Below are 22,923 nucleotides of genomic sequence, written 5' to 3' on the forward strand. Positions count from 1 at the left end.
GACCGCACGAGCGGTTGGGGGTCGAGATGACACGACACGCGGTAACGGCGCGGATCGCGGCCGGGGCGCTCCTGGCGGCCGTGGCGGTGGGCGTCACCGCCACCGGTGCGGCCGGGCAGCCGACCCCGGCCCCTTCCGGATCGCGAAGCCCCTGCCCGCCCACCGGCCCCGGCATGGGACCGGGCATGGGGCCGGACATGGGTTCGAGCATGGGGCCGGGCATGGGGCCGGGCGGCCCGATGCACGCGGCGGACAACGAGTACGCCTATCTGGCGCGGATGATCCCACACCACCGGGAGGCCGTCAGCGCGGCGGAGCAGCTACGGCGCTCCGACCGGCCGGAACTGCGCCGCCTGGCCGAGTCGATCGTCACCACACAGAACGCCGAGATCGCGAAGATGCGGGGCTGGCTGGCCGAGTGGTACCCCGGGTGCCCCGCGGAGATCCGGCAGCGGCCGATGATGAGCGACCTGTCAGGGCTGTCGGGTGAGGCGCTGGACCGGACGTTCCTGCGGGAGATGATCCGGCACCACATGATGGCGGTCATGATGTCCCAACGGCTGCTGGCACACGGGGACATCCGGCACCCGCAGGTCGCGGAGTTCGCGCGCACCGTGCGGGACGACCAGTGGGCCGAGATCCGGCGGATGCACCGGTGGCTGACCGAGTGGTACGGCGAGCGGGGCATGCCGCACGGCCCGATGCCGACGCCCACGGGCACGGCCCCCGCTCCCGGCCCGGAGACGCCTTCGGAACCGGCGCCCACGCGAACGGGCTGACTCCCGGATCTCGCCCCCATGATCCGGGGCGGCAGGCCGGGATCGGGCCCCGGGGCCGGACGCACGGCCCGAGGCCGGTCCCGGAGTCCAAGGCGTCCGAAGCCGTCCTGACCTTCGCCCCTGCCACCCCGGCCTCCCGGGAACATCCCGGCCGGCGGCCCCCGCCGCGCGGCGGTCGTGTACCCCTCCGGGAAGGTCAGCCGGGGGCGTGGGAGCGCCGGTCGGGGACGGTGGACATCGGAGGGCGCTCGGCGACGGCCGTGTCGCGGACGACCGCCCGGTGCCCCACCGCCCTCTCGGACCCTCCGGTCCCTCCGGCCTTTTCGGTGCTCCCGGCGCTCCCGGCCTCCCCGATGCTCCCGGCCTCGCGGCGGAACTGCACCAGCCGGGGGGACGGCTCGTGCAGGGGGATCATCTTGTTCTGGCGTTCCAGCCGGGACCAGCAGGTCTGCAGGATCTGGGCGGCCATCCCGCCGAGCGCCTCGGTGGACTGGTGGGAGTGGACCCGGCGGCCCAGGTCGACCTGGGCGAGCGCGTCGAGCCCGGCGAGCTCCAGCAGGTCGATCAGCAGGGCCAGTTCCACGCCGTAGCCGGTGACGAACGGGACGCGCTCCAGCGCCGAGCGCCGTCCCGCGTACTCCCCCGCCAGAGGCTGGACGAATCCGGCGAGCATCGGCCAGTGCAGGTTGAGCAGCGGGCGGGCGACGAGTTCGGTGACGCGCCCGCCGCCGCCCTGGACGTCCCACAGCGGCCGGTCGTAGCAGCCCTTGACGTAGACCACGTCCGGGTCGGCGAGCAGCGGGCCGAGCAGGCCGGTCACGAACGAGGTCCGGAACTCGCGCAGGTCGGCGTCGACGAAGACCAGCAGGTCGCCCGAGGTCGCGGCGAGCGACTTCCACAGCGCCTCCCCCTTGCCGTCCAGCGGCTTGAGGTCGGGGAGGACCTCGTCCTGCGCCACCACCCTGGCTCCGGCCCGGGCGGCGCGCGCGGCGGTGTCGTCCACCGAACGGGAGTCGACGACCACGAGCTCGTCCACCAGGGGGACGGTCTCCATCAGGTCGCGCCGGATCGCGGCGACGATGTCCCCGACCGTCCCGGCCTCGTCACGCGCGGGCAGCACGACGCTGACGGTCGCGTCGCCCTTGGCCTCCAGCAGCCACGGCAGCGGCCAGTCGTCCGACGATGAGGTGCGTCGCCGCAGCCATGCCTCCACCTCAGGCAGCACAGCCCACCCTTCTCACCGTCGACGACCTACGGCTCTCACCATATGTGTCGATAATCATGGACGAGTATCGGGGAACACCTCCTGTCTTCCGCGCTCCCTACAGGTGGGAGGATCGGCACAGACTGGAGGGAAAGGGGCACCATGGACCCGGTGGCCGTGATGAAGGCGGCACGCATCGTCCGTGACGAGCTTGACCGGCTGCTGGGCGGGTCTTCCGGGGAGCTGCGCGAGCAGCTCGATCCGCTGCTGGCGCAGGAGGGCCGGCAGGCTCCCGGACCGCTGGCGGACGCCATCGTGATGCTCATCGTCCAGTACGGCCCCGTCTGGGAACGGTTCAGCGAGCTGATGACCGCGGACGGCACGGACGGCGGCGCGGACAGTGGTGCGCCCGCCGGTCCCGGCGCGCCGCACGGGGCCGCCCCCGCGCTCCCCGCCGGACCCGGCGCGTCGTTCCCGGCCGCCCCCGCGCTCCCCCCAGGACCCGGCGCGCCGTTCCCCGCCGACGGCCCCGGACCGGCCGGGCCGGGCGGTCCGCCGTACGGCCCGCCGCACCCGGGCGCGCCGCTTCCGGGCCCGCTGAACCCGCCGATGCCCCCCGGCCCCGGGATGCCGACCGGTCCCGGGATGCCGCCGCCCGGTTCGCCGAACCCGCCGATGCCCGCCGACCCCGGCCTGCCGTTCCCCGGTTCCCCGAACCCGCCGCCGTTCCCCGGCGCCGAGGGTCCTGGAACGCCGCCCGGCCCGGGAGGACAGATCCCGGGTCCGAACCCGCCGCTCCCCGCGCCGGTCGGCCCGCCGCTGATCGCCGAGCCGGTGGACGTGAACCCGCCGGTCATCGGCCACGTGGAGCCGGAGCCGCCGGCCGGGCCCCCCGCCGGACCGGTCTCCCCGGAGTGGCCGTTCCCCGGCCAGGACGGCCGGGAGGCGCCGTCCCTTCCGTTCCCCGACGGCCGGATCGGGCCGGAGACGCCGTTCGCCGGGCCTCCGGGCGGGAACGTCGTTCCGCCGGCACCGCCCGCCGCGCCGCCGGGACAGGTGTGGCCGCCCCCCGGACAGACAGGACATGCCGGACCGCCCATGCCGGCCGGTGCGCCGCCCGCGCAGACCGGCCCCGCGTGGCCGCCGCCCGGCCTGCTGGGCTCCGCGCGGACCGAGGACGCCCAGGCCACCACGTCCGTACGGCGGGGCGGTCCGGAGGAGCCACCGCACCCCGCCGGTTCGGCGCAGGGCGGCAGGGGCCCCTCGGTGCTCGGCCGCCTGACCGGCGCCTTCCGCAGGCGGCGCGCCGAGCCCGCCCCGATCGGCCCGGAGTGGGCCGGGTTCCCGCTGATCCGGGTGACCGGCGAGGTGGTCGCCGGGACGGAGACCCTGGTGGAGGTCGGCGTGGTGCCCGGCGAACCCGGCGCCGCTCCCGGAACCGTCCCCGGCGCCACGCCCGCGAACCCGGGTTCCGCATCCGCCGGCCCGGCGGCGCCGTACGCCGGGGAGCCGTTCGACCTGGACGTCCAGCTCGTCGCCGAGGGGTTCGAGGCGCCCGGCGGCTGGCGGGTGCGGCTGCGCGTCGATCCGGCCACGCCGTACCCGAGGACGGCGGTGCGCCTGGTGGCGCTCCCGCAGGAGCAGCCGGTCACCGCCCGGCAGATCCAGGCGGTCCACTCGGTGCGCGGCCAGGTCACCGGGTTCGGGGTACGCGCCCTCGCCGTCGTCGGCGCCCCCGGCACGCTCCCCCCGGAGGGCGAGGGGCAGCCGGCCGCCGGGACCAGGATCCGCACGGGAGGCGACGCCGAGCCGCCGGACGTCACCGCGGTCGTCGTCCACGGCGACCAGCCGGGACGGCTGTGGTGGACCTACCACTCGCCGCACTTCCTCACCCCCGACCGGGCGGAGGTCTGCGAGCTGGGCACGCGGATCTCGGAGTTCGGGCGGCATCTGGCGGAGGAGGCCGGCAGCCTCGACGACATGGGACGCCGGATCGCCGCGCGGATCCCCCGGGGGTTCTGGGAACTGCTGCACGCGGTGGCGGCCCGGGTCGCCCCGCGCCGCCCGAGCGTGCTGATCGTCTCCCAGGAGACGCACGTCCCCTGGGAGCTGGCCGCGCTGGAGCACCCGTTCGACCCGTCGATCCCGCCGTTCCTGAACTGCCAGACGACGACCGGCCGCTGGCCGCTGGGCGGACGGCGCCCCGAGCTGCCGCCGCCCGCGCGGGCGGCCGGGCGGAGCATGGCGGTGGTCTACGGCGGCGCCGAGCCCCACCCGCTGACCGGCGCGTACGGCGCCGCCCGGATCAACCCCGTGCTGGGCGAGGTGCTGGCCCTGCTGTCCCAGCCCACGGACGTGGTGCACTTCACCGCCGGAAGCTCGGCGGCCGAGGCGCTGGGCCGGGGCATGGGCGGCGCGCCGTTCGTCTTCCTGGAGGAGCCGGACGACTGCCAGGCGTTCCTGCTGGCGGGCGCGAGCGCGGTGGTCGCCCCGCTCTGGCCGGTCGGCGACGACGGCCTGGCGCGGGAGTTCTACCGGCGCTGCCTGGCCGGGGAGCCCCCGGCGGAGGTGCTGCGCTCCCTGCGCTGCCAGGCGCCGGCCACCGCGACCGCCTACCGGTTCTTCGGCCACCCGTCGCTGACGCTGCCGCCCGGCGGACCGCCCGTGTGACGGGCCCCGGGCCCCTGTGCGACACGCCGTTCCGGCAGGGAAGGCAGGAGGCCGGGGTGGCGACGCGGTTCAGCCGATGGCGTGGCGCTCCAGGAAGGTGTAGACGTCGGCCTCGTCCACCCCGGGGAAGGAACCCGGGGGCAGCGCGGCCAGGACGTGGGAGTTGCCCCGGGCCGACGGCCAGGCGTAGCCCTCCCAGCGGCGGGCCAGCTCCACCGGCGGGCGGCGGCAGCAGTCGCCGGTGGGGCAGCCGGAGCGGGTCCGGTTGACGGTCTCCCGCCCGCGGAACCAGCGCGACTCCCGGTACGGCACGCCCAGGGTGATCGCGAAGTCCCGCTCGCGGCTCGGATCGACGTGCGCGACGCAGAAGTAGGTCCCGGTGGGCGAGTCGGAGTACTGGTAGAAGACCGAGAACCGGTCGGGCGAGAGGAAGACCTGCCGGCCCGACCACTGCTGGCACATCCGCTGGCCCTCGATCGCGCCCTGCTCGTCGGCGGGGAAGACGATGCCGTCGTTCTCGTAGGCCTTGTAGATGATGCCGCCGGCGTCGTTGCGGACGAAGTGGCACGCCAGGTCCAGGTGGTGGGTGGCGAGGTTGGTGAAGCGGTGCGCGGCCATCTCGTAGGAGACGGCGTAGACGTCGCGCAGGTCCTCCACGCTCAGCGCCCGGTCCTGCTTGGCCTCCCGCAGGTACGGCACGGCGGTGGCCTCGGGCACCAGCACGGCCGCGGCGAAGTAGTTCGCCTCGGTGCGCTGGCGCAGGAAGTCGGCGAAGTCGCGGGGCTTGTGGTGGCCGAGGGCGAGGTGGCCGAGGGTCTGCAGCAGGATGGTGCGCGGGCTGTGCATGCCGAGCTGCTCGTGCTTGACGTAGATGCGCCGGTTGCGCAGGTCGGTGATGGAGCGCACCGAGCGCGGCAGGTCCTGGACCGTCTGCACGGCGTAGCCGAAGTGCGTGACCAGGGCCTGGACGGTGCTCTGCGACAGCGCGCCGGCGCGGTAGCCGACGGCCGACAGCGCCTCGGCCGCCGCCTTCTCGATCTCCTCGAAGTAGTTGCCCCGCTCGCGCTGCGTACGGCGCAGCTCGGCGTTGGCGGCACGCGCCTCCTCGGGGGTGGCGGTGCCCTTGGCCTGGCGTGAGCGCAGCTCGCCGTACAGGCCGAGGATGTGCTCCAGCACGTCGTTGGGGACGCGGGCGGAGACCTTGAGCCTGGCCAGGCCGAGCCCGGCGTAGATCGGGTCGCGCTGCGCCTCCTCCAGCGCCATCTCCAGCTGCGCCCGCCTGCTGGGCGCCTGGCGGCGCAAAAGCTCCTCCACCGGCACGTTCAGCGCGGCGGCCAGCGACTTCAGCAGCGACAGCTTCGGCTCGCGCTTGCCGTTCTCCAGGAGGGACAGCTGGCTGGGGGCACGGCCGACACGCTCGCCGAGGTCGGCGAGGGTGAGGCCGCGCTGCTTGCGCAGGTGTTTGAGACGCTGGCCGAACGCGATCAGGTCCAGCTCCTGCGTCAAGGTCAGCGGTTCTTCACCCACCAGCGATCCCATGCTCCGATGCTAGACGAAATTTCAACGGATATTTCCATACGGCGAGGGTAGCTGTGACCCGCGTCACGTGATTGGTCTAGTCCACAGGGCAAACTGAGCGGTTCTTCTGTCTCGAATACCGGTGAGTATTCGCCATGTAGGAAAAAATGACTTTCTTTCGATCGCTTCTGCCTTGTTCGCCCGTTTCGCCCCGACTCACACTCGGATCAAGGCACCCAGGGGACGACAAGGAGTGAAAAAATGATCGATCGCCTCAAGGGAGCCGCAGAGGAACTGCGGCGCGAGTGGGAGAACGACCCCCGCTGGAAGGACACCGAGCGGGCCTACACCGCCGAGGACGTGATCCGGCTGCGGGGATCGGTCCAGGAGGAGCACACCCTGGCCCGGCTCGGCGCCGAACGGCTGTGGAACCTGCTCCACTCCGAGGACTACGTGCACGCCCTGGGCGCGCTCACCGGCAACCAGGCGGTCCAGCAGATCAAGGCCGGCCTGAAGGCGATCTACCTGTCCGGCTGGCAGGTCGCCGCCGACGCCAACCTCGGCGGGCAGACCTACCCCGACCAGAGCCTCTACCCGGCGAACTCGGTCCCGGCCGTCGTGCGGCGCATCAACAACGCCCTGCTGCGCGCCGACCAGATCACCTGGTCCGAGGGAGACGGGAACGCGCCGCACTGGCTTGCCCCCATCGTGGCCGACGCCGAGGCCGGCTTCGGCGGCGTGCTCAACGCCTTCGAGCTGATGAAGGGCATGATCGCCGCCGGCGCGGCGGGCGTGCACTGGGAGGACCAGCTCGCCTCCGAGAAGAAGTGCGGCCACCTCGGCGGCAAGGTGCTCATCCCGACGAGCCAGCACATCAAGACCCTCAACGCGGCCCGCCTGGCGGCCGACGTCTGCGGGGTCCCGTCCCTGATCATCGCGCGGACCGACGCCCAGGCCGCGACGCTGCTGACCACGGACGTCGACCCCCGCGACCAGGCCTTCACCACCGGCGAGCGCACCGCCGAGGGCTTCTACCGGGTCCGCAACGGCGTGGACGCCTGCATCGCCCGCGGCCTGGCCTACGCGCCCTACGCCGACCTGCTGTGGATGGAGACCTCCACGCCGGACCTGGACGTGGCCCGCGAGTTCGCCGAGGCGATCAAGGCCCGCCACCCCGACCAGATGCTGGCCTACAACTGCTCGCCGTCCTTCAACTGGAAGAAGCACCTGGACGACTCCACGATCGCCAAGTTCCAGCGGGAACTGGGCCACATGGGGTACAAGTTCCAGTTCATCACGCTGGCGGGCTTCCACTCGCTCAACCACTCGATGTACGACCTGGCCCACGGCTACGCCGAGGAGGGCATGAGCGCCTACGTCCGGCTGCAGGAGGCCGAGTTCGCCTCCGAGCGGCGCGGCTACACCGCCACCCGCCACCAGCGCGAGGTCGGCACCGGATACTTCGACCTGGTCAGCACGGCCATCGCGCCGGACTCCTCCACCACGGCCCTGCGGGGCTCCACCGAGGAGGAGCAGTTCGAGGCTCACTGACCCGCGGAGACGCGCGCCGGCGGCGGTGACCGCGAGCGCCCGCGCGGTCCGGGCCCATCCCCCTCAGGGCATGCGGGGGGCCGCCCGGACCGCGCCGGCGCGGGAACCGCCCCGGCCGCGCCCCCGGGCTCGAACCGCCGGCCAGGGCGAACGCCCCGCCTCCTCACCCCCCGGGAGGCGGGGCATCCGGCTGTCCGCCCGCGGCGGACGACACGGCCAGGGCGCGATTCCCGGACCGGACGGCGTCCGATCCGCGGCGGCGATCACGGGGACTACGAGGCGGCGGCGTAACACTCCACTTCGGCCCGCCGGTAGGAGAGGCCGGCCTTCACCAGGTTCGCCACGCACTCGCACTGCTTCCCGGTGAGCGTGAGATCGCCGCAGACGGTGACCCCGGAGTAGGTGCGGCAGTCGAGGCTCGGGTTCACCGCCCCGATCCGGTAGGTGTCCCTGACCCGGGTCCGGCAGTCGGACCGGAGCCGCGCGGTGCCCGCGTAGTCGCACTGGTCGAGGAGGATCTGGTACTGCGATTCGCTCACCGGCGTCCTGGGCTTCGCCTCGGCCACGGCGCCCGCGCCGGAAAGCGTCGCCGCGGTGCCCGCCAGCAGCGCCGCCACTGCGATGATCCGCTTCATGATGCCCCCTTCGGCGTCCAGTATCCGGCACTCGAACGCGGGAGTTCCAGCGCGGACGACGTTCCCTTCTGTGGTTCTTCCCCGCTGGGCTCATGGCGACGCTGTGTTCATGGCGACACTGCGTGTCGCGGCTCAGGGGCTCTTACCCGATGTCTTCCCTCGTCACTCCGCCGCTCCGCGGCTGCGCTCCTCAGTCCAGACACCGGCGCCCCCGAGCGGGCTCACGGCGACACTGCGCGTCGCGGCTCGGGGTAGTGCTCATGGCGACACTGCGTGTCGCGGCTCGGGGGCTCTTAGCCGGTGTCTTCCCTCGTCGTTCGCTCGCTGCGCTCGCTCTCTCCTCAGTCCAGACACCGGCGCCCCCTCGCGGGTCCGGACATCGGCGTTCCTGAGCGGGTCCAGACGGCGGCGGGCCCTCGCGGGCTCATGGGGACGCGGCGAGGCCCCGCCGTACGGGGGTCCGTACGGCGGGGCCTCTTCCGCCGCCCTCCGTTCCGGGCGGCTCGCGGACGGTGGGGCCGTTGGCCGTCCGCGCGATGTCCGGGGGATCCGGGCGCGCCGAGGGCCGGCGCGCCCCGGGGGATCAGCGCTCGACGGCCTGCAGCAGCTTGCGGCGCTGCTGGGCGCCGAGACCGCCGAGCCGACGGGTCTCGTCCACGTCGGCCGCCTGCATGAGCTGGGCCGCCTTGACGTTGCCGATGCCCGGCAGCGCTCGCAGCGCCTGCGAGACCTTGATGCGCTTGGCGACCTCGTCTTCGCGGCCGAGCAGCTGCTCAAGGCTCACGGACCCGGCCTTGACGTCGGCCAGGAGCTTGGCCCGGGCCGCACGCGTCTCGGCGGCCTTGGCGAGCGCCGCTTGACGCTGTTCGGGGGTTAGCTTGGGCAAGGCCATGTTGGTTTCTCCCTGGTTGCTTGGGTTCTGCCGTCCTGTTACCCATAGCGACGCGGCTAATCATCCTGGAACCAGGGAAAAACGGGGCATCCTTCACTGACCACCACGATATGCCCGATTGGTTACCCCAGACTTACCTGACTCTTCGTAGCCTCGACCTCATGAGTATCTGGCAAGGACCGGACGGCATCGAGGTGGAGGCGGTCGTGCTCCACGACCTCCCGTGCCTGCGCGTGACCCGGCGTGTCGGTGACCGTCAGGTGCTCCTGGCGTACTGCACCGATGTGCGGGAGGTCGGAGAGCACGTCGACCTGGCGGAACTGGTCTCCTCCTGAGGAGGCGGCCGGATGCGCGGGGACGTCGGGAGCGCGGGGGCGCCGGGAGGACGATCACAGAACCGGTCGTCCCGCGGGCGAGGCCGGTTGCGCGTCACCGAAGGAACCGAAAGGCGAGGCCGGTTCGGCATCGACGTGAACTTTCCCGATCACCAGGGCGTCCGTGTGAGCAGGGAGGCCCGCATGGAAGTACTCGACGGCCTCGCTGACGAGAGGCTCCGCCTGGAGCTTCTCCTCATCGAAGCCCTGCACCGGGAAGCGGAACGGCTGGCCGCACAGGCCGGCCGCTGAACGGCCGGGGCGGTCCGCCGCCTTGGGGGAGACGGCGGACCGCCCCGGCACCTCCACCCGCGGCACCCGGCGCGGACGGCGCGCGGATCCGGCGGCACCCGGCGCGGACCGCCGCGGGAGGCAGGGCCGGGCGAGCCCCCGAGGACGCCCGGGCGCCTCACCGCCGCGCCAGCCCCGGGATGAGCACCGCGCCGACGACCAGGTGCAACAGGACCAGCACCAGCGTCGCGGCGGCGCCGGCGGCGCTGCCCAGCGGGCCGAGGAGGGACAGGACGCACACGACCAGGGCGACGATCGTCCAGACACGGCCGGACCGCTTCGCCGACCGTTCCAGGACGGCCAGGAGCGCCCAGCCGGCCAGTCCGGCCAGCAGGCTCACCACCACGACCGACACCGGCCCGACCGTCTGCGTGGCGCCGCCCGTCCGCACGGTCAGCGCGGTTCCGGCCAGCGGCACCGCCAGCGCCCACACGACCAGGGCCGCCACGGGGGCGCCGATCACCACTACGAGGAATCTTCTGAGGGAGGTGTTCACGGCGGTCAGCCTCGCCCGGCCGGGCCGGTAACCGCATCGGGCCCGAGGTCGCGTTCCGTCCTCCTCCGGTGGGGGCCGCCTCCTACTTCGGTAGGTGACGGATCCTCCGTTCCGCGGCCTAGCCTGGGCCGGTGAGCGAGACCCGGCCCCCGCACCCCGTGGCAGTGACGATCACGTTCCTGGGGGTGGGCGCGCTGACCGCCCTGTCGCTGTGGGGCCGGGCCGGCGGGCCGCCGCCGTGGCCGGAGGCCGCGGTCGGGGCGGCGAGCCTGGCCGCCGCGCTCGCCCAGCTGTGGTGGCCGGTCCCCGGAGCGCTCGCCGCGACCCTCCTCGCCGTGCTCTCCCCCGCCGCCACCCCGGCGGCGACGACGGGGGCGCTGCAGGTGGCCCAGCGCAGGCGGTTCCCCGTCGCGGCGGCGGTGGCGGCGGCGGGCCTCGCGGCCCACGCGCTCCAGGGACTGTGGCGGCCGAGCTCCGGCATCTCCCTCGGCTGGTGGCTGCTGCTGATCTGCGCCTCGTACGGCGCGCTCCTCGGGTGGGGCGCGCTGGCCCGTTCCCGCCGCGCGCTGCTCGCCTCGCTGCGCGAGCGCGCCCGCCGTGCCGAGGCAGAGCAGGGCCGGCGGATCGCCGAGGCCCGCATGGCCGAACGCCGCAGGATCGCCCGGGAGATGCACGACGTGCTGGCCCATCGCCTGTCACTGGTGGCCACCCACGCCGGGGCGCTGGAGTACCGCCCGGACTCCTCCCCCGAGCAGCTCGCCAGGGCCGCCGGAGTGGTCCGTTCCGGCGTGCACCAGGCGCTGGAGGAGCTGCGTCAGGTGATCGGACTGCTGCGCGAGGAGGACGACCTCCTGGAGGAACCCGAACCGCAGCCCACGCTGGCCGACCTGCCGCGGCTGGTCGCCGAGGCGCGCCAGGCGGGCCAGGACGTACGGGTCGCCGACGAGACCGCCGGCGCCGTCCCGCCCCCCGCCGCCGGAAGGACCGGCTACCGCGTCGTCCAGGAGGGGCTGACCAACGCCCGCAAGCACGCCCCGGGCCAGCCGGTGGAGGTGCTGCTGCGCGGCTCCCCCGGCACGCGCCTGCTGATCGACGTCCGCAACCCGCTGCCGGCGCCGGGCCCGGCGCCGGCCGTGCCCGGCGGCGGCGTCGGCCTGGTCGGGCTCACCGAGCGGGTACGGCTGGCCGGCGGACGGCTGGACCACCAGAACACCGGCGGACGGTTCCTGCTCCGGGCATGGTTACCATGGCCCGCGTGATCCGCGTGCTCCTGGTCGACGATGACGCCCTGGTCCGCGCCGGCCTGTCCATGATGCTGGACGGCGCCGCCGGCATCACCGTCGTCGGCGAGGCGGCCGACGGCCAGGAGGCCGTCACCGCCACCGACGCCCACGCCCCCGACGTCGTCCTCATGGACCTGCGGATGCCCCGCGTGGACGGCATCACCGCCACCCGGCGGCTCCGCGCCCGGGCCCGCCCGCCGGAGGTGATCGTGCTGACCACCTTCGACACCGACGAGAACATCCTGCACGCGCTGCGCGCCGGAGCCGGCGGATTCCTGCTCAAGGACACCCCGCCGCCGCAGATCGTGGAGGCGGTCACCCGGGTCGCGGCGGGCGACCCGATCCTGTCCCCGCGCGTCACCCGGCGGCTGATGGACCGCACCGTCGCCCAGGCCGGCGCCTACGAGCGGGCCCGCGCCGCGCTGGCCGCCCTCACCCCCCGCGAGCACGAGGTGGTCCTCGCGATCGCGCGCGGCCGGACGAACGCGGACATCGCCGCGGAACTCGCCATGGGCGTCACCACGGTGAAGGCGCACGTCTCCAGCATCCTCACCAAGCTCGACCTGGGAAACCGCACCCAGATCGCGCTCCTCGCCCACGACGCCGGCCTCACCTGACCGGTGCGCCCCCGGCCGGGGCGCACGGCCGCCCGGCCCTCGGCACGCGACGGACCCCCGGCACGCCGCGGCCGTACGGGGAGCCCGGCTCGACGCCGCGGCCGGTGATGGCGTTAGCTATCCCCCATGAACAAGCGCGAGCTGATCGACAAGGCCGCGGCCGAGGCGGGGCTCAGCAGGCGGCAGACCGCCGCCGCCCTGGACGCCATCCTCAGCGTGATCCAGACGAGCGTGGCCGCCGAGGAGAAGGTGGCCATCCCCGGCTTCGGATCCTTCGAGATCGTCCACAAGCCGGCACGCACCGGGCGCAACCCGCAGACCGGCGAACCCCTGGAGATCGCGGAGACCTGGACCGCCAAGTTCAAGCCCAGCCCGGGTTTCATGGGCCTCATCCGCCAGCGCAAGAGAGACTGACCGCGCCGCGACCGCGTCCCGGCGGAACCACGGCCGGGCGCGGGCACCCGGCGGACCCGGGAACCGGCGGGGGCGCGGGGTCAGCTCCGCACGGCGCGGGCGTACCAGCGCCCGTCCAGGGCGTCGATCCGCAACGGCCTGCCGAAGCACTCCGACAGGTTCTCCCCCGTCAGGACCTCCCCCGCCGGGCCGGCCGCCTGGACACGGGCGTCGCGCATCAGCAGGGCGTGGGTGGTGGTGGCCGGGACCTCCTCCAGATGGTGGGTCACGGTGACCGTGGTCAGCGCGGGACGGGACGCCGCCAGGTTCTCCACGGCGGCGATCAGGTCCTCGCGGGCGGGCAGGTCGAGCCCGGCGAACGGCTCGTCCAGCAGCAGGATCACCGGCTCGGCCATGAGCGCCCTGGCGACCCTGATCCTGGCCCGCTCCCCCTGGGAGCAGACGCCGAACGGCCGCTCGGCGAGGTCCTTGCACCCCAGGTCGGCCAGCAGCCGATGGGCCCGCTCGTGCTCGGCCGGGCCGTAGCGGTCCCACAGCGGGGCGCTGCTGCCGGTGTGACCGGTCAGCACGACGGTGTGCGCGGTCGCGCCCTCGTCCTCCAGCAGCCCCTCGTCGACGAGCCGCTGGCTCGCCGCCACCAGCCCGATCCGGCGCCGCAGCTCCCGCAGGTCGACCCGGCCCAGGCGCTGGCCGAGCACGGTGACCGAACCGCGGCTGGGGTGCCGCACGGCGGCCGCCAGCGACAGCAGCGTGGTCTTGCCCGCCCCGTTGGGCCCCAGCACCACCCAGTGCTGGCCGTACTCCACCCGCCAGTCGACGCCGGACAGGAGGGTCCGCCCCACCACCCGCACCTCGACGCCGCTCAGCTCCACCGCCCCGGGCCCGAACCCGCTCATCGCTCTCCGTCCGGTTCCGCACGTCCGACGATGATCACCCTAGCCGACCCGGCGGTCCCCGCCTCCGGCCGGGCGGGGCGGGGCCGCCGCCCCTCAGTCGCCGATCTGGAACGACGGGGTCGCGCCCGGCGGGGGCGGGGACGCGTCCTCCGTGGCCGACGGCGCCTGCGACGGCGCCTGGCTCTCACCGTCGCCGGTCTGCGGGATCTGGGTGAAGGAGGGCCTGGGACGGGGGGTGGGCGCGCCCGTCGCCTCGGGACAGCCGCGGTTCGCACCCCGGCCCCGGCCGCCGCCACGCCCGTTGCCCCGGCCGTCGCCGTTCCCCGGGAGGTCCGCACAGGTCTGCGGCCCGTCACCGCCGCCGGGCGGGCCGGCCGTGTCGCGGGGACGGCTCGGGGACGGCTCGGCCGACACGTCCGGAGAAGTACGGGAGGTGGGAACCGGCACCGTGCGGGTGGCGGTGACCGTGATCGCCGTCGGCGTGATCGGCGGCGCCTGCCGCGGCCCTCCCTCCGCGGGGCGGGGCCGGTGCGACGCGGGCGTCGTCGTCGCCCCCTCGGCCGGGACCACCACCGGGACGCGCTCGGGGACGCCGGAGCCGCCGGCCCCGCCGGTCCCGCCGTCACCGGCCCGCGCCGCGGCGGCCACGGTCAGCGCCGCCATCGACACCGTGGCCAGCGCGGCGAACCCCGCCTGCGAGAAGCCCCCGCCCCTGCCCGGCGCCGCCCGCCTGGCGCCCCGTCCCCGGGAACGTTCCCGCGAGGGGCCGCCGGGCGCGGACCGTCCCCCCTCCACGGCCGGCTCCTCCACGGCCGGGTACGGCACGCCCGCCGACGGATACGGCACCGGCGCGTACGGGTACGGCACGGCGCCCGGCGGAACCCCCTCCCCGAAGAACGCGGCCCGCGACGCCCCGGAGCGGCCCGGACCCGGCACCTGCGGCGCGACCGGGGGATACGGCACCGACGTCCAGATGTCCCCCAGCACCGCGGCGACCGCCTCACGCGGATCCGCCGGCGCGGGCACGCCGCCCGCCGCCAGCAGCGCCACGAGCAGGTCGGCGGCCCGGGGACGATGCGCCGGATCCTTGACCAGGCACGCCTCGACCGCCGGGCGCAGCAGCATGGGCACCGAGGAGACGCGCGGCGGCTCGACCATGACGCGCCGGGTCAGCACGTCGAGCTCACCCGTGCCGAAGGGGTGGTACCCGGTGGCCGCGTAGGCGATCACGCAGCCCCAGGCGAAGACGTCGGAGGCGGGCCGCGCGGGCCCCCCGGTGAGCCGCTCCGGGGCGACCCAGCCGGGACTGCCCATGACCTGCCCGGCCTGGGTGTGCGCGCCGGGGGCGTCCACGTCCGTGGCGATGCCGAAGTCGATCACCCGGGGCCCGGAGGGCGACAGCAGCACGTTGCCGGGCTTGAGGTCGCGGTGCACCAGCCCCGCCTCGTGCACCGCGACCAGCGCCGCGGCCACCCCCAGGGCGACGCCGTAGGCGAGGTCGGGCGTGAGCGGGCCGCCGGCGGAGACCACCTGGGACAACGCGGGCCCGGGGATGTACTCGCACACCAGGAACGGCCGGTCGCGGTCGGCGCCGTCCTCGACCACGGCCGCGGTGCAGAAGGGCACCACGCGCCGGGAGAACGCCACCTCCTCGGCGAACCGGGCCCGCAACGTGGGATCGTGCAGATGCAGCGGATGCGGCGTCTTGAGCGCCACCACACCGCCCTGGGGATGCTCGGCGAGATAGACGACGCCCATCCCGCCCACGCCGAGACGGCCGAGCAGCAGATAACGGCCGATGATGACCGGGTCCCCCACGGTCAGCGGCCGCACACCGGGCGGCAGGCCGTCGATGGGTCCGGTTCCGCCACGCACCATCCTGGTCGAGCCTCCCGTGTCCGCGATACGGCAGAACACACTGTGGCCGTAACCCGTGGCGCTTCGCGCCCGACCGGACACAAGCGATATGGCAGGTAAGGCGACTGATCCCTCAAGGTAAGTAACCCGTGGTACGCGGGACGCGGATGGTGCACGACATGACACCGCGACCGGCCGGCACGGCCCGCGGCGGGTCCGGGAACCGGTACGGCCGGGCACAGGCGCGAAAAGCGCTGCGGGGGGCCGGGCGGCGACCTCCGGCCACACGGCCGGAATGACCGGAACCGCCGCGGGTCAGGCGGCGGCCGAACCGGACGGCGCCGGCAGGTCCCGGGACGTCACGACACCGGGCCGCGCGAGATCCTTCGCCGTCACCGCACCCGGCCGCGCGAGATCCTCCGCCGCCGCGACGCCCGGCCGTACCGCTCCCCCGGCCGCCACCAGCCCGGAACCACCCGACAGGTCCGGCGCCGAGAGATCCGGCGCCACCGCGGGACCGGACCCGGCGGACACCCCCGGGGCCGCCGTGAGGAACCGGTCGATGTGCCGGAAGACCTGGCGCGCCTCCGGCAGGACGTCGGCCAGGATCGCGAACACGTGCGGCATCCGCCGCCACTCCTCATAGGTCACCGGCACCCCCCCGGCCCGCGCCCGCTCGGCCACCCGGCGCCCGTCGTCGCGGAGGACCTCGGTGGAACCGGTCACGATCATCAACGGCGGCAGCCCCCGGTAGTCGCCGAACACCGGGGACACCAGGGGATCGCGCACATCCAGGCCCGCCGTCCAGCGACGGGCCAGCCAGTCCACCCTGCCGGCCGGGATCAGCGGATCGACCAGCCGGTTCACCCGGCGCGGCACGTCCGTCAGGTCCGCCCACGGCGACAGGCACACCGCCGCCGACGGCAGCGGCAGCCCCCGGTCGCGCAACGCCAGCAACGCCGTGAGGGTCAGGTGACCGCCCGCCGAGTCCCCGGCGAACAGGATCCTCGCCGGATCGTAGCCCCGCTCCAGCAGGCACCCGTACGCCGCGACCGCGTCCTGCAACGACTCGGCGGGCCGGTGGACCGGCCCCTGCCGGTAGTCCACGGCCAGCACCGGACGCCGGGCGACCGCCGACAGCCGCCAGGTGATCGCCCGATGCGTCGCCGGAGAACAGGCGAAATACCCCCCGCCGTGGAAGTAGAGCAGCACCCCGCCCTCGTCGAGGTCCTCCCCCGCCCGGACCCACTCCCCCCGGCACACCCCGGTGCCGTCCCGGCTCACCCGCACATGGGAGGGCAGGCGCACCGGCACCCGCGCCGCGAGGGCGGCGAGCTGGGAGCCCGCGGCCACCCCCGCGCCGGAACGCAGCAGCAGACCGGCGAGCGGCTTGAAGGTCCCGCGCAGCATCGCGTTGAGAGCCGCGGCCTGCCAGCTCACCGGGTAACCGGGACAGACGTCCACGTCGATCTCGTCATGCATGCGGACCTCCCGCAGGACCACGAGCGCGGACCTGCCGAAAGGCCGTGCACGCGGACCTCCTGGAAACAGGATTCCCCGCCGCGAAACCCCCCACTCCCCCACCGGGCGCCCGCTCCCCCGCCCCGCCACCGTAAATCCCGTTGCCGGGCACGGGAACGGCGGGGAAAATCGGGTGGTCCCGACGACCCCGGGAGGCAGCCTTCCTGCTCTACGCACGCGTCGCCGGCTACGGCTTCCGCCGCCACTCCGCCTACCGCGCCGCCGCCCTCGCCGGGGCCTTCACCAACACCGTCTTCGGCGTCCTGCGCGCCTACGTCCTCATCGCCCTGTGGCAGGCCAGGCCCGGACTCGGCGGATACGACGTCGCCGACGCCGTCACCTTCTGCTTCCTCACCCAGGCGTTCATCGGCCCCATGCAGTTCCTCGGCGGCGGCCTCCAGCTCTCCGAACGCGTGCAGAGCGGCGACATCGCGATCGACCTGCTGCGCCCCGCCTCGCTGCAGCTGTGGAACCTCGCCGACGACCTGGGCCGTGCCGCCTACCTGCTCCTGCTGCGCAGCCTCCCGCCGACCCTCGCCGGGGCGGCGCTGTTCGGCCTGGTCGTGCCCGCCTCCCCGGCGACCTGGGGCCTCTTCGCGGTCAGCCTCACCCTCGGCGTCGTCGTCAGCTTCGGCTGGCGGTACCTGGTGGCCCTGTCGGCCTGCTGGATCGTCGACGATCGCGGCACGCAGACGCTGTCGATGGTGCTGACGACCTTCTTCAGCGGCATGACGCTCCCGCTCAACCTCTTCCCCGGCCTGCTCGGCGACGTGGCCCGGTCCCTGCCCTGGGCGGCGATGGCCCAGGTGCCCGCCGACGTCTACCTCGGCAAAGGCGACGCCCTGTCCGCCCTGGCGTTCCAGGCCGCGTGGGCCGTCGCGCTGCTGGCCCTGGGCGCCCTCGCCACCCGCGCCGCCCGCCGCAAGGTGGTGGTCCAGGGTGGCTGACCGCGCCGCCGCGGGACCGCGGGGAGGCCCCCGGTGACCAGGACCTACCTCCTGCTGGCCTGGACGTGGCTGCGCGCCTCCGCGCAGTACCCCGCGCCGCTGACCATGATGATCATCGGCTCGTTCGTCCTCACCGCGCTGGACGTCGCCGCGATCTGGGTCATCTTCCGCCACACCGGGACGCTCGCCGGATTCGGCCTCGCCGAGGTCATGTTCCTGTACGGCACCGCCGGCGTCTCCTTCGCCCTGGCCGACCTGCTGTTCGGCAACGTCGACCGGCTCAGCCGGCACATCCGGGCCGGCACCTTCGACGTCATGCTCATCCGCCCGGCGAGCGCGTTCGTCCAGATGGCCGCGGACCACTTCGGCGTGCACCGCCTCGGCCGGGTGACCCAGGCCTCCGTCGTGCTCGGCCTCGCCCTGTCCCGGCTCCACCTGGAGGCGGGCCGGGCATGGATGATCCCGCTGATGATCGTCTGCGGAACCGTGATCTTCGCCTCCGTCTTCACCCTCGGCGGCGCGCTGCAGTTCCTGCTGACCGACGCCCCCGAGGTCGCCAACGCCTTCACCTACGGCGGCGGCACCCTCGTCCAGTACCCGCTGAGCGTCTACGGCGGCGAACTCGTCCGGGGCGTCACCTACGTCCTGCCGCTGGCGTTCGTCAACTGGCAGCCCGCCCTGTTCGTGCTCGACCGGCCCGACCCCCTCGGCCTGCCGTACTGGCTCCGCTTCGCCGCTCCGCTCGCGGCACTGCTCCTCGCCGCCGCGGCCGCCCTCGCCTGGCGGACCGGCGTCCGCCGCTACCGCTCGACAGGGAGTTGATCCGCGTGATCGAAGCCGAACGGCTCGGCCGCTCGTTCACCGTGGGCCGCGGCCGGTCCCGTAGGACCGTGCACGCCGTACGGGACCTGTCGTTCACCGTCGGGGCCGGGGAGTTCGTCGGCTGCCTCGGCCCCAACGGCGCGGGCAAGTCCACGACGATCAAGATGCTCACCGGCATCCTCGCGCCCAGCGCGGGGCGGCTGCGGGTGGCCGGGCTCGATCCGACGCGCCGCCGTACGGCCCTGGCCCGCCGGATCGGGGTGGTCTTCGGTCAGCGGACCACGCTGTGGTGGGACCTGCCGTTGCGGGACAGCTTCGAACTGGTCCGGCACCTTTACAAAGTAGATCGTGTTGATTTCCGGCGGCGGCTGGACGAGCTGACCGCCGTGCTCGACCTGGCGCCCTTCCTTGCCACCCCGGTCCGTCAGCTCAGCCTCGGCCAGCGCATGCGCGGCGACCTGACCGCCGCGCTCCTGCACGACCCCGTCCTGCTGGTGCTCGACGAGCCCACGATCGGCCTCGACGTGGTGAGCAAGGCGGCCATCCGCGGCTTCCTGCACCGCCTCAACGCCGAGCACGGCACCACGGTCCTGCTCACCACCCACGACCTCGGGGACGTCGAGAAGCTGTGCCGCCGGGTGATGCTGATCGACCACGGGCGGCTGTCCTTCGACGGCACGCTCGGCGACCTGCGCGCCACCGCTCCCCCGGAGGACTCCATCGAGGACGTGGTGGCCCGCCTCTACGGCGGCTGAGCCCCGTCGGGCCCGGTCCGGGGACCGGCGCCCGGGGATCCGGCGCCGCCCGGTGTCAGCGGTGGTAGCCGTCGTCGGGCTCGTCGTAGTCCTCGTCGCGGACCCGGGGCGCCCAGCGGGAGGGCATCAGGACGGGCATGAAGAGGGCGACGCCCACGAGGGCGTAGACGCCGGCGGACAGCAGCACGCCCATGCCCCGGCCGGCCTCCAGGAGCGCGGCGGGCATGGAGGGGTCGTGCGGGATCAGGTCGGTGGCGCGGGCGGGATCGAGGGAGTAGACCACGGTCCAGGCGAGCAGCACGATCGACGGGACGAAGGCGGCCATCGGGGAGACCCGGCCGGAGGCCACCAGCCCGAGCAGGAGACCGACGCCCGCCATGGCGCCCAGCGCGGTCCAGGATCTCGGGCCGCCGAGCGTGAAGGCGGCCGCCGCCGACAGACCCTCCTGTACGGCCCAGCCGGCCCCGCCCAACAGTGCGGCGGTGAGAAGCAGCCCGACCAGAAAACCGGAAAAATGCCGCATTGACCTCGCCTAGCTACGAACTGTCTGCGGTGCTCGCGGCAACCATAGCGGCAAAAGACTGGAAAAGGCAGGCGTGGATCATTCATGAGAACATGTGGTCACCATGCGCGCCCGCCTCCCCCTGCGCCTCGCCCGCGCGGCGGCCTTCTCGGCCGTCTGCGTGGCCCTGGCCGTCGCCGGCCACCGGGCCGCGGGCGGAGCCGGGCCCGAGCCGCAGGCGATGGCCGCCGCCTGGGCGGCCGTCGCGGCGGCGACGGCGACGCTCGCCGGGCGCGAACGCTCCGGCACGGTGATCAGCGCCGGCCTGGCGGCCGCGCAGCTCGTCCTGCACGAGCTGTTCGCCTTCGGCGACCCCTCGGGGATCTCCCTGGTCACGCACTCCCACGGCCGGGGGCTGGGCGAGGGCCTGGGCATGCTCGTCGCACACCTGACCGCCACGCTGCTCACCGGCTGGTGGCTGGCCCGCGGCGAGGCCGCCCTGTGGACGCTGCTGCGCGCCGCGGGCCGGCGCCTCGGCGCGGCACTCCGGCTGCTCCCCTCCCCCGCCACACCGCCCGCTCCCCCGCGGGCGGCCGCCCCCTCCGTCCCGCCCCTCCCGGCGTGGGGCGTCCTGCGGCACACCGTCAGCCGGCGCGGTCCTCCACTTCCCGCCGTCTGACCCTCTCACCGCGGAACCCGCTCCACACGCCGCGGTCCCACGCGTGCCGTGGCCCTGTCATGGGTTCCGCGTCTTCTCCGGACATCCTGAACCCCGAAGTGGAGAATCCCATGTCCTTCCCCGCAACGTTCCGCCGCCTGGCCGCCGTGACCGCCGGCGCCACCGCCCTCACCCTCGGCCTGGCCGTACCCGCGCTCGCGCACGTGAGCATCAACCCCGGCACCGCCGAGCAGGGCGGCTTCACCAAGGTCGCCTTCCGGGTCCCCAACGAGCGCGACAAGGACTCGACGAGCAAGGTCGAGGTCTCCTTCCCGCTCGACCACCCGCTGCCGTTCGTCTCGGTCAAGCCGGTGCCCGGCTGGAAGGTCAAGGTGACCGAGGGCAAGCTGCCCAAGCCGGTCACCACCGAGTACGGAGAGATCACCGAGGCCGTCACCAAGGTCGTCTGGTCGGGAGGTCGGATCGAGCCGGGCCAGTTCCAGGAGTTCGAGGTGTCCATGGGCGCGCTGCCCGAGGACACCGACCGCCTCCTCTTCCCGACGACCCAGACCTACGACGGCGGCGAGGTCGTCAAGTGGGCCGACGAGCCCAAGGCCGACGGCTCCGAGCCGGAGCACCCGGCTCCGGTGCTCCGGCTCACCCCGGCCGCCGCCGGCTCCGACGGCCACGGCGCCGGTACGGCGAGCCCCTCGGCGGCCCCGGCCGCTCCGGCCGCCTCCCCGGCCACGCCGTCGGCCACCGTGGTCGCGGCCCCCGGCGTGGACTCCTCCGACGGCACCGCCCGCGCGCTGGGCGTCGCCGGTCTGGTCCTCGGGCTCGTCGGCGCCGTGGCCGGCGTGCTGGGCCTGCGCCGCGGCCGCAACGCCTGAGAGCGCCCGAGGACGCCATGAGGGCCGGCGGGCCGCGCACCGGGGAACCGGCGCGCGGCCCGCACCGTTCGAGGGACTGGAAAGTCAGCACGAGCCGATAAACACTCCTGGGGAGCGGACGGAAAAATCGACCCTGCGGCCCGCGGTTCCCGCCACCGGGATGTGGAACACGGGATGTCCGGGATCGCGGTCCGCGTGACGGCACACGGTCATGACCCCCGAAGCGAGGTTCGCGCATGGCAACCGAGGCAGTCTCGGCACGTCCCTCAGGCGGATGGATCTCCGCACTCAACACCCGGCACCACAGGACGGCGCTCAACGTCTACATGCTGATCGTCCTCGGCCACTGGGCCGAGCACATCGCCCAGGCCATCCAGATCTACGTCCTCGGCTGGCCGCTCTCGGAGGCGCGCGGCGTCCTGGGCCTGCCGTTCCCCTGGCTGGTCACCTCCGAGTGGATGCACTACGGCTACGCGCTGCTCATGCTGATCGGCCTGGTCCTGCTGCGGCACGGCTTCACCGGCAGGTCGCGCACCTGGTGGAACATCTCACTCGGCATCCAGGTCTGGCACCACTTCGAGCACCTGCTGCTGCTCAGCCAGGCCATCAGCGGCTACCACCTGCTGGGACGCCCCACCGTGACCAGCATCATCCAGCTCCTGGTGCCGCGGGTGGAGCTGCACCTGTTCTACAACACCCTCGTGTTCATCCCCATGGTGGTCGCGATGGTCCTCCACCGGCGTCCCCGCGCCTCGGAGCGCTCGCTGATGCGGTGCACCTGCGCGGTCGCACCCCAGTGGTGAGGCGGCGCGGCGGACCGGCGAGGAGGCGCTCCCCGTTCTTCAACACGGTCCTGACGCTCATCGCGCTCTTCCTGCTCTACCTGGCCGTGCCGAACATCGGCCCGGTCGTCCGCGCCGCACGGGCCGACGGGATCGGCGGCCGGTTCACCGCGCGGCAGCTCGAGTGCATCCAGCACCCCGGGCACGAGTCCTGCACCTGGATGGGCGACTTCCGCTCCTCCGACGGCGGGGTCAGCAAGACCGGGGTCGCGATGTACGGGAGCTCACGCGAGTCGCTGCGGGCCGGTCAGGAGACCCCGGCCGTGGACGTCGGCCGTCCCCGGCAGGTGTACGGCCCCGGCGGCTCGATGGAGTGGGTCTTCACCGGGGTGCTGCTCCTGATCGGGGTCGCCCTCCCGGTGTACCTGTACGGCGGGCCGCTGCGCCGGGCGCTCACCGGCCGCGCGGCGCCCGACGCGCCTGATGCGTCCGGGGAGCCCGGCGCACCCGGCGGGGTGGAACACCCGGAGCCGCGGACGGCGGAGCCGGTCCGTTGAGAACCGGTGCGG

At 74.3% G+C, this 22,923-nt stretch carries 23 protein-coding genes; 14 read left to right on the forward strand and 9 right to left on the reverse strand.

Features of this window, described 5'->3' with window-relative positions:
* Nucleotides 1-26 precede the first annotated feature (26 nt).
* On the forward strand, nt 27-779 hold the full coding sequence (locus tag ACFYSC_RS21630) for a DUF305 domain-containing protein (RefSeq protein ID WP_389964341.1): 753 nt from the start codon (nt 27-29) through the stop codon (nt 777-779).
* A gap of 196 nt (nt 780-975) precedes the next feature.
* On the opposite strand, the gene ACFYSC_RS21635 is transcribed toward ACFYSC_RS21630, so the two are convergent.
* Entirely contained in the window at nt 976-2,004 is a 1,029-nt protein-coding gene (locus ACFYSC_RS21635) for a glucosyl-3-phosphoglycerate synthase (protein ID WP_389964344.1), read from the reverse strand.
* A gap of 150 nt (nt 2,005-2,154) precedes the next feature.
* Between ACFYSC_RS21635 and ACFYSC_RS21640 the strand changes: the two genes are divergently transcribed.
* On the forward strand, nt 2,155-4,653 hold the full coding sequence (locus ACFYSC_RS21640) for a hypothetical protein (RefSeq protein ID WP_389964347.1): 2,499 nt from the start codon (nt 2,155-2,157) through the stop codon (nt 4,651-4,653).
* Nucleotides 4,654-4,722: 69 nt separating this feature from the next.
* Here the strand turns inward: ACFYSC_RS21640 and ACFYSC_RS21645 are convergent, their stop codons facing one another.
* The gene (locus ACFYSC_RS21645; RefSeq protein WP_389964350.1) at nt 4,723-6,192 is read right to left on the reverse strand and encodes a helix-turn-helix domain-containing protein; all 1,470 of its coding nucleotides are present in this window, start codon (nt 6,190-6,192) and stop codon (nt 4,723-4,725) included.
* 240 nt (nt 6,193-6,432) lie between these two features.
* On the opposite strand from ACFYSC_RS21645, the gene aceA reads away from it, so the two are divergent.
* On the forward strand, nt 6,433-7,722 hold the full coding sequence (gene aceA, locus ACFYSC_RS21650) for an isocitrate lyase (protein ID WP_389964353.1): 1,290 nt from the start codon (nt 6,433-6,435) through the stop codon (nt 7,720-7,722).
* Nucleotides 7,723-7,994: 272 nt separating this feature from the next.
* Here the strand turns inward: aceA and ACFYSC_RS21655 are convergent, their stop codons facing one another.
* Both ACFYSC_RS21655 and mihF read right to left on the reverse strand, forming a co-directional pair.
* Nucleotides 7,995-8,357 (reverse strand): hypothetical protein, encoded by a 363-nt coding sequence (locus ACFYSC_RS21655; RefSeq protein ID WP_389964356.1) that lies wholly within the window; start codon nt 8,355-8,357, stop codon nt 7,995-7,997.
* Between the two features lie 583 nt (nt 8,358-8,940).
* The gene (gene mihF, locus ACFYSC_RS21660) at nt 8,941-9,249 is read right to left on the reverse strand and encodes an integration host factor, actinobacterial type (protein WP_362941787.1); all 309 of its coding nucleotides are present in this window, start codon (nt 9,247-9,249) and stop codon (nt 8,941-8,943) included.
* 161 nt (nt 9,250-9,410) lie between these two features.
* Between mihF and ACFYSC_RS21665 the strand changes: the two genes are divergently transcribed.
* Nucleotides 9,411-9,584, forward strand: coding sequence for a hypothetical protein (locus tag ACFYSC_RS21665; RefSeq protein ID WP_389964360.1), 174 nt, complete (start codon nt 9,411-9,413; stop codon nt 9,582-9,584).
* Nucleotides 9,585-10,032: 448 nt separating this feature from the next.
* Here the strand turns inward: ACFYSC_RS21665 and ACFYSC_RS21670 are convergent, their stop codons facing one another.
* On the reverse strand, nt 10,033-10,410 hold the full coding sequence (locus ACFYSC_RS21670; protein ID WP_389964363.1) for a DUF6069 family protein: 378 nt from the start codon (nt 10,408-10,410) through the stop codon (nt 10,033-10,035).
* Nucleotides 10,411-10,541: 131 nt separating this feature from the next.
* On the opposite strand from ACFYSC_RS21670, the gene ACFYSC_RS21675 reads away from it, so the two are divergent.
* The 3 genes from ACFYSC_RS21675 to ACFYSC_RS21685 all read left to right on the forward strand — a co-directional run bounded on the left by ACFYSC_RS21675 (nt 10,542) and on the right by ACFYSC_RS21685 (nt 12,724).
* Nucleotides 10,542-11,669: a sensor histidine kinase gene (locus ACFYSC_RS21675; protein WP_389964366.1), complete on the forward strand. Its 1,128-nt coding sequence runs from the start codon at nt 10,542-10,544 to the stop codon at nt 11,667-11,669.
* On the forward strand, nt 11,657-12,310 hold the full coding sequence (locus ACFYSC_RS21680) for a response regulator transcription factor (RefSeq protein ID WP_362941983.1): 654 nt from the start codon (nt 11,657-11,659) through the stop codon (nt 12,308-12,310). The genes ACFYSC_RS21675 and ACFYSC_RS21680 overlap by 13 nt, the downstream gene beginning before the upstream one ends.
* A 126-nt stretch (nt 12,311-12,436) precedes the next feature.
* On the forward strand, nt 12,437-12,724 hold the full coding sequence (locus ACFYSC_RS21685; RefSeq protein ID WP_362941799.1) for an HU family DNA-binding protein: 288 nt from the start codon (nt 12,437-12,439) through the stop codon (nt 12,722-12,724).
* 80 nt (nt 12,725-12,804) lie between these two features.
* On the opposite strand, the gene ACFYSC_RS21690 is transcribed toward ACFYSC_RS21685, so the two are convergent.
* The 3 genes from ACFYSC_RS21690 to ACFYSC_RS21700 form a co-directional block, all read right to left on the reverse strand.
* Nucleotides 12,805-13,620 (reverse strand): ABC transporter ATP-binding protein, encoded by an 816-nt coding sequence (locus ACFYSC_RS21690; RefSeq protein WP_389964371.1) that lies wholly within the window; start codon nt 13,618-13,620, stop codon nt 12,805-12,807.
* A gap of 93 nt (nt 13,621-13,713) precedes the next feature.
* Nucleotides 13,714-15,498, reverse strand: a complete 1,785-nt coding sequence (locus ACFYSC_RS21695) for a protein kinase (RefSeq protein ID WP_389964374.1) — start codon at nt 15,496-15,498, stop codon at nt 13,714-13,716.
* A gap of 294 nt (nt 15,499-15,792) precedes the next feature.
* Nucleotides 15,793-16,959 (reverse strand): alpha/beta hydrolase fold domain-containing protein, encoded by a 1,167-nt coding sequence (locus ACFYSC_RS21700; RefSeq protein WP_389964377.1) that lies wholly within the window; start codon nt 16,957-16,959, stop codon nt 15,793-15,795.
* 140 nt (nt 16,960-17,099) lie between these two features.
* On the opposite strand from ACFYSC_RS21700, the gene ACFYSC_RS21705 reads away from it, so the two are divergent.
* From ACFYSC_RS21705 to ACFYSC_RS21715, 3 genes are read left to right on the forward strand one after another with little or no spacing between them, the layout of a single operon-like run.
* A complete protein-coding gene (locus tag ACFYSC_RS21705; protein WP_389964380.1) occupies nt 17,100-17,945 on the forward strand; it encodes an ABC transporter permease in 846 nt (281 codons plus the stop codon).
* Nucleotides 17,946-17,978: 33 nt separating this feature from the next.
* Nucleotides 17,979-18,767, forward strand: coding sequence for an ABC transporter permease (locus tag ACFYSC_RS21710; protein ID WP_389964383.1), 789 nt, complete (start codon nt 17,979-17,981; stop codon nt 18,765-18,767).
* 5 nt (nt 18,768-18,772) lie between these two features.
* Nucleotides 18,773-19,522, forward strand: coding sequence for an ATP-binding cassette domain-containing protein (locus ACFYSC_RS21715; RefSeq protein WP_362941816.1), 750 nt, complete (start codon nt 18,773-18,775; stop codon nt 19,520-19,522).
* 55 nt (nt 19,523-19,577) lie between these two features.
* Here the strand turns inward: ACFYSC_RS21715 and ACFYSC_RS21720 are convergent, their stop codons facing one another.
* Nucleotides 19,578-20,045, reverse strand: coding sequence for a hypothetical protein (locus ACFYSC_RS21720; protein ID WP_389964386.1), 468 nt, complete (start codon nt 20,043-20,045; stop codon nt 19,578-19,580).
* A gap of 103 nt (nt 20,046-20,148) precedes the next feature.
* Here ACFYSC_RS21720 and ACFYSC_RS21725 point away from each other — a divergent pair, with 103 nt between their 5' ends.
* The 4 genes from ACFYSC_RS21725 to ACFYSC_RS21740 all read left to right on the forward strand — a co-directional run bounded on the left by ACFYSC_RS21725 (nt 20,149) and on the right by ACFYSC_RS21740 (nt 22,911).
* Nucleotides 20,149-20,703 (forward strand): MFS transporter, encoded by a 555-nt coding sequence (locus ACFYSC_RS21725; protein ID WP_389964486.1) that lies wholly within the window; start codon nt 20,149-20,151, stop codon nt 20,701-20,703.
* Between the two features lie 110 nt (nt 20,704-20,813).
* Complete coding sequence (locus ACFYSC_RS21730) at nt 20,814-21,572, forward strand: YcnI family protein (protein WP_389964389.1); 759 nt, start codon at nt 20,814-20,816, stop codon at nt 21,570-21,572.
* 236 nt (nt 21,573-21,808) lie between these two features.
* Nucleotides 21,809-22,375, forward strand: a complete 567-nt coding sequence (locus ACFYSC_RS21735; protein WP_389964392.1) for a hypothetical protein — start codon at nt 21,809-21,811, stop codon at nt 22,373-22,375.
* On the forward strand, nt 22,372-22,911 hold the full coding sequence (locus ACFYSC_RS21740) for a hypothetical protein (protein WP_389964395.1): 540 nt from the start codon (nt 22,372-22,374) through the stop codon (nt 22,909-22,911). Before ACFYSC_RS21735 ends, ACFYSC_RS21740 begins: the two co-directional genes overlap by 4 nt.
* The last annotated feature ends 12 nt before the right edge of the window (nt 22,912-22,923 follow it).

Origin of the sequence: Streptosporangium sp. NPDC004379 (genome assembly GCF_042873875.1) — a bacterium.
GTDB lineage: Bacteria > Actinomycetota > Actinomycetes > Streptosporangiales > Streptosporangiaceae > Streptosporangium.

Coding starts and splice junctions, on each gene's coding strand:
- ACFYSC_RS21685 (WP_362941799.1), top strand. CDS start 12,437: ATGAACAAGCGCGAGCTGATCGACAAGGCCGCGGCCGAGGCGGGGCTC.
- ACFYSC_RS21725 (WP_389964486.1), top strand. CDS start 20,149: ATGCGCGCCCGCCTCCCCCTGCGCCTCGCCCGCGCGGCGGCCTTCTCG.
- ACFYSC_RS21730 (WP_389964389.1), top strand. CDS start 20,814: ATGTCCTTCCCCGCAACGTTCCGCCGCCTGGCCGCCGTGACCGCCGGC.
- ACFYSC_RS21695 (WP_389964374.1), bottom strand. CDS start 15,498: ATGGTGCGTGGCGGAACCGGACCCATCGACGGCCTGCCGCCCGGTGTG.
- ACFYSC_RS21700 (WP_389964377.1), bottom strand. CDS start 16,959: ATGCATGACGAGATCGACGTGGACGTCTGTCCCGGTTACCCGGTGAGC.
- ACFYSC_RS21690 (WP_389964371.1), bottom strand. CDS start 13,620: ATGAGCGGGTTCGGGCCCGGGGCGGTGGAGCTGAGCGGCGTCGAGGTG.
- ACFYSC_RS21645 (WP_389964350.1), bottom strand. CDS start 6,192: ATGGGATCGCTGGTGGGTGAAGAACCGCTGACCTTGACGCAGGAGCTG.
- ACFYSC_RS21665 (WP_389964360.1), top strand. CDS start 9,411: ATGAGTATCTGGCAAGGACCGGACGGCATCGAGGTGGAGGCGGTCGTG.
- ACFYSC_RS21680 (WP_362941983.1), top strand. CDS start 11,657: ATGGCCCGCGTGATCCGCGTGCTCCTGGTCGACGATGACGCCCTGGTC.
- ACFYSC_RS21630 (WP_389964341.1), top strand. CDS start 27: ATGACACGACACGCGGTAACGGCGCGGATCGCGGCCGGGGCGCTCCTG.
- ACFYSC_RS21720 (WP_389964386.1), bottom strand. CDS start 20,045: ATGCGGCATTTTTCCGGTTTTCTGGTCGGGCTGCTTCTCACCGCCGCA.
- ACFYSC_RS21655 (WP_389964356.1), bottom strand. CDS start 8,357: ATGAAGCGGATCATCGCAGTGGCGGCGCTGCTGGCGGGCACCGCGGCG.
- aceA (WP_389964353.1), top strand. CDS start 6,433: ATGATCGATCGCCTCAAGGGAGCCGCAGAGGAACTGCGGCGCGAGTGG.
- ACFYSC_RS21735 (WP_389964392.1), top strand. CDS start 21,809: ATGGCAACCGAGGCAGTCTCGGCACGTCCCTCAGGCGGATGGATCTCC.
- mihF (WP_362941787.1), bottom strand. CDS start 9,249: ATGGCCTTGCCCAAGCTAACCCCCGAACAGCGTCAAGCGGCGCTCGCC.